Origin of the sequence: Streptomyces prasinopilosus (assembly GCF_001419695.1) — a bacterium.
In the GTDB taxonomy this organism is placed as follows: domain Bacteria; phylum Actinomycetota; class Actinomycetes; order Streptomycetales; family Streptomycetaceae; genus Streptomyces; species Streptomyces prasinopilosus.
Genome location: NZ_LIRG01000937.1, coordinates 1 through 4,420 on the forward strand (window position 1 = coordinate 1; position 4,420 = coordinate 4,420).

Sequence of the window (4,420 nt, forward strand, 5' to 3'; positions counted from 1 at the left end):
CCCCGGCGGGCCCCCGGACCCGCCCCCTCCGGTCCCCCGGGCCCGCCGGGACCGGCGCCTGTGCCCCACGCCGGCGGCGGACAGCCGTGCCCCGCCGTGCCCGTGCCCCGTCGCGCCCCCCGAGGGAGACGGCCCCTGAGGGGGGCGGCGGAAAGCGGCCGTCGGCGACCGCCCCACCGCCGCGTCGGCACGGACCCGGTACCTCGCACGCGGCGCTCCGGTCGCCGCGGCCGGGGATGCGGCAGAGACTGAAACCCGGATTCCGTCCAGGCACACCTCCGGAGCGCAGGAGAATGGGCCCCACCCGTGCGCCCCAGCCCCGCGGAAGGCGGTGGCTCCGAGCGCTGCCCGCCGCGCTGATCCTCGTCGTGTTCGCCCTGGACTTCCTCACCCCGCGAGGCATGAGGGTGTTCCCCCTGCTGGCGGCCGCCCCCGTGCTGGTCGCGCCCTGGCTCTCCCTGGCCGGGACGATCGCCACCGGCGGGGCGGCGCTCCTCGCCGCGGTCCTCCTGCCGCTGGTGCGGGGCAGGCTGCCGTTCGGCGTCGACGACATCGTCCCGTTCTCCACCTTCGTCACGCTGACCCTCCTGGCCGCGGTGGTCAACCGGCTGCTGGCCCGCGAGCGGCGGCAGCTGAGGAACACCCGGGAGGTCGCCGAGGTCCTCCAGCGCGCGGTGCTCCCCTCACCTCCCGGGCGGATCGGGCCGCTGACCGTGGCCGTCCGGTACGAGGCCGCCGCGCGGGAGGCCGCCGTCGGGGGCGACCTGTACGCGATCCACCCGACGTCCCACGGCGTCCGGCTGATGATCGCCGATGTCCGGGGCAAGGGCCTGGGCGCGGTCCGGACCGTCAACGCGCTGCTGGGCACCTTCCACGAGGCCACCCGCCGTGCTCCGGACCTGCCCGGCGTGGTGCGCTGGCTGGAGGAGCGGATGCAGGAGGTCAAGCGCGCCGAGGGCGGGGCCGGACTCGAGACGTTCGCCACCGCCGTCATCGCCGAGTTGTCCGCCGACGGCTCCACCCTGTGCACGGCCAACCGGGGGCATCCGGCGCCGCTGCTGGTCCATCGCGGCCGGGCCCGCCCGCTGGAGCCGGCCACGCCCTCGCTGCCGCTGGGTCTGGCCGACCTCGGCGTCCCGGACGTCCCCCCGGACGTCCCCGTCGACCGGTACGCCCTGCCCGAGGGGGCGGTCCTGGTGCTGTTCACCGACGGCGTCGTCGAGGCCCGCGACCGCCGCGGGGTCTTCTACGATCCCGTCCCGCGGCTGTCCCGCCCCCTCCCGCCGGACCCGGACCACGTGCTGGACGCCCTGCTCGGTGACCTGTACCGGTACACCGAGGAGCACCTCGACGACGACGTCGCGCTCCTCGCCGTCGGCCTGTCCCGCAACGCGCACGACGGCCCCGGCGGGGCCCCGGCCGTCCGCCCGGGGGAGGCGGACGGCGGCCGGCACCCGGTGCGGGATCCCTCCGGCCCCTCGGCGTGACCGCTCCCGCCGGCCACCGTCCCCTTCGGGGTCGGTCACCACTCCTCGGGGGACGGTCCGGCTTCTCCTTGCCGGACACCGCGTTCTCGGTGAGGGTCGTCCGCTCGGAGTACCGGCGGCGTCGCGGGTGGTCGCCGGTCGCCCGCCCGCGGTGCCGCCGGTGTTGCGGGCGTCGCGGGCGCCTCAGCCGATGCGGAGGACCGGCTTGACCGCGGCGCCGGACGCGGCGTCCGCCGCGGCCTCGTCGATCCGGTCGAAGTCGTAGAAGCGGACCAGCCGGTCGAAGGGGAAGCGGCCCTGCAGGTGCAGGTCGAGGAGTTGGGGGACGAAGACGTCCGGGACGCTGTCGCCCTCCACGACGCCCATCAGCGTCTTGCAGCTCTGCATGAACGCGTTGGCCGGCAGCCCGATCACCGCGTCGGCGCGGGAGGCTCCGAGGACCGCCCCGGTTCCGCGCTGCCGCAGCGCTTCCACCATCTGCCCGATGAGCGCGGGCAGTCCGGTGGTGTCGAGGGCGAAGTCGACGCCGCCGCCGGTGATCCGCCGGATCTCGTCGACGGCGTCCTTCTCCCGTCCGTTCACCACGTGTGTCGCCCCGAGTTCGGTGGCGAGTTCCAGCCGGGCGGGCAGCACGTCGACCGCGACGACCGTGGTCGCGCCGGTCACCCGGGCGGCCATCACCGCGCTCAGGCCGACCGCGCCCGCGCCCATCACCGCGAAGGTCGCGCCGGCCCCCACCTCCAGTGCCCGCAGGACCGTGCCGGCGCCGGTCTGGATGCCGCAGCCGAGGGGGCCGAGCAGGTCCAGCGGCGCGTCGGCGCGGACCTTGACGGTGTTGCGTTCACTGGTGACCGCGTGGGTGGCGAAGGAGGACTGCCCGAAGAACCGGTCGTGGAGCGTGCCGTCCCCCGTGGCGGACCGGAGCGCGTGGGAGCCGTCGGGGCGTTGGCCGGCGAAGTTGATGGCGTTGAAGTTCGCGCAGCTCGCGGGTGATCCGTCGAAGCAGGGCCGGCACCGGCCGCAGGGCAGGAAGCTGACGGCGACGTGGTCCCCGGGTGCCACCTTCTCCACGGCCGCGCCCACCGATTCGACGACGCCGGCGCCCTCGTGGCCGAGGACGACGGGGAGCGGCACCGGGTACACCTGGTCGCGCACCACCAGGTCGGTGTGGCACAGGCCGGTGGCCACGATCCGCACCAGCACCTCGTCGTCGCGCGGGGCGTCCAGCAGGACGGGCGCGAGTTCGAAGGAGCCCTTCTCCCGCACCACCGCGGCGGTGATCTCCCGGGTGGTCGCCGAATCGGTCATGGCAGTCGTCCTCACCGGTACGCGTCCGTCGGCCGCGCCACCGCCTCGGCGTCGGGCACGGTCGCTTCCCCGGAGCCGTGCGGCTCCACGGTGCGTCCTTCGGACGCGAACCGGTCGCGCGGCCGGTCGGGCGGCTGGTCGGGGGAAGGAGGGGAACTCGACCCGGCCCCGGCGGGGACTCCCGTCGTGACGGCTCCCCTTCCAGTGCAACCCCGTCGGGCGGTCGGGGCAAGTCGCCGGGCCCCCGCCCCGGCACGCCACCGGCGCCTCGGGTCAGGCGGACGCCTCCGGGCGCGGCGCGGCGATGATGGCGGTGCGCAGGACCTCCACGGCGCGGGCGCGGGCACCGGCTAGGGCGGGTTCGGGGACCCGGGCCGCCGCGACCGGCACGCTGCGGGGCAGTGCGGCGAAGTGGGCGCGGACCGCCTCGGCGACGGCCGGCTCGGCGCCCCAGGCGCCTCCCAGGACGATCAGCCGGGGGTCCGCCAGGGCGACCGCCGCCGCCAGCACCCCGCCCACGGCGCGGGCCAGCGCGTCGCGGGTCCGCCGCGCCGGCGCGGAGTCGCCGAGGGCGGCCGTGCGCAGGGCGTCGACGTCGATGGCGGTGGACCCGGCGCGGCGCAGGCCGAGTTCGGCGAAGACCTCGGTGAGGGGCATCGCCCTGCCCCGGGGTCCCTCGGTGCAGAGGTGGGCGATCTCGCCGGCCAGCCCGTGGTGGCCGCGGCGGACCTCCGCGTCGGTGACCACCGCGCAGCCCAGTCCCTCGCCGAGGTGGACGTAGACGAAGTCGTCGACGCCGAGGGCGCTTCCGGTGGCGCGTTCGGCGCGGGCGGCCCAGTTGATGTCGTTGTCGACCAGCACCGTCCCGTCGACCGGGCCGGCCAGCACCGCCGCCGGGTCCAGGTCCCCGACCAGGAACGGGGCGTCCGGCAGGTGCACCAGGCGTCCGGTGGCGCGGTCGACCGGATCGGCCGCGCTGATCACGGCCGTACGCAGCCGGCCGTGCGCGCGGGGCCGGACGAGCGCGACCGCTTCGGTCAGGGCCCGTGCGGTCGCGTCCGGGCCCGGGGCGCGCCCCAGGGCGACCTCGGCGCGGGCGGTGGCGGCGCCGAAGGCGTCGACCGTCTCCGCGACGACGCCGTCGGGGCCGATGCTCGCCACCAGCGCCGCCCCGGTGTCCGCGGCCAGCGAGTAGTAGGTGCCGACCCGGCCGCGGCCGGGTCGGCNNGGCCGGCCTCGCTCAGCCGCCGCACGCTGTCGGAGACCGTCGGCTTGGAGATCCCGGTCCGGGCGGCGATCTCCGCGCGGGTCAGGCGCCCTTCCTCCATCAGGGCGCGCAGCACGTTCTCGTCGGTCAGCGCGCGCAGCATCTCGAGTGACGGCTTGGCCAGTGGCATGCCGGGGATTTTAGTCAGGACCCTTGCCCAAACGGGGGCGCACGGCTACGTTGACCATCTAGTAAGGAGTCCTGACCAAAGGAGCCGGGCCATGACACCGACCACCGGGACGCAACGCGACGCCCTCCCCGCCCTCCCGCACTGGGAGACCGCTCCCGACGACCTCGCCGCCGCCGTCCGCGAGATCAAGCCCGCGCTGCGCGCCCGCATCGAGGCCTCCGGACGCAC

3 protein-coding genes and 1 pseudogene are annotated in these 4,420 nt (G+C 76.4%); 1 reads left to right on the forward strand and 3 read right to left on the reverse strand.

Annotated features, from left to right (window positions below; all coding sequences use genetic code 11):
* Positions 1-293 precede the first annotated feature (293 nt).
* Positions 294-1,487, forward strand: coding sequence for a PP2C family protein-serine/threonine phosphatase (locus AOK18_RS28745; RefSeq protein WP_055696214.1), 1,194 nt, complete (start codon positions 294-296; stop codon positions 1,485-1,487).
* A gap of 183 nt (positions 1,488-1,670) precedes the next feature.
* Here AOK18_RS28745 and AOK18_RS28750 read toward each other — a convergent pair whose 3' ends face one another.
* From AOK18_RS28750 to AOK18_RS35265, 3 genes and pseudogenes are all read right to left on the reverse strand, one after another.
* Positions 1,671-2,795 carry an NAD(P)-dependent alcohol dehydrogenase gene (locus tag AOK18_RS28750; protein ID WP_055571011.1) on the reverse strand — a complete coding sequence of 375 codons (1,125 nt, stop codon included), beginning with the start codon at positions 2,793-2,795 and terminating at the stop codon, positions 1,671-1,673.
* Positions 2,796-3,068: 273 nt separating this feature from the next.
* The coding region (locus AOK18_RS28755; protein ID WP_240503354.1) for an ROK family protein at positions 3,069-4,021 on the reverse strand (953 nt) is incomplete at its 5' end.
* 2 nt (positions 4,022-4,023) lie between these two features.
* A pseudogene (locus AOK18_RS35265) lies at positions 4,024-4,192 on the reverse strand (winged helix-turn-helix domain-containing protein); the annotation flags it as partial.
* Positions 4,193-4,420: the final 228 nt, after the last annotated feature.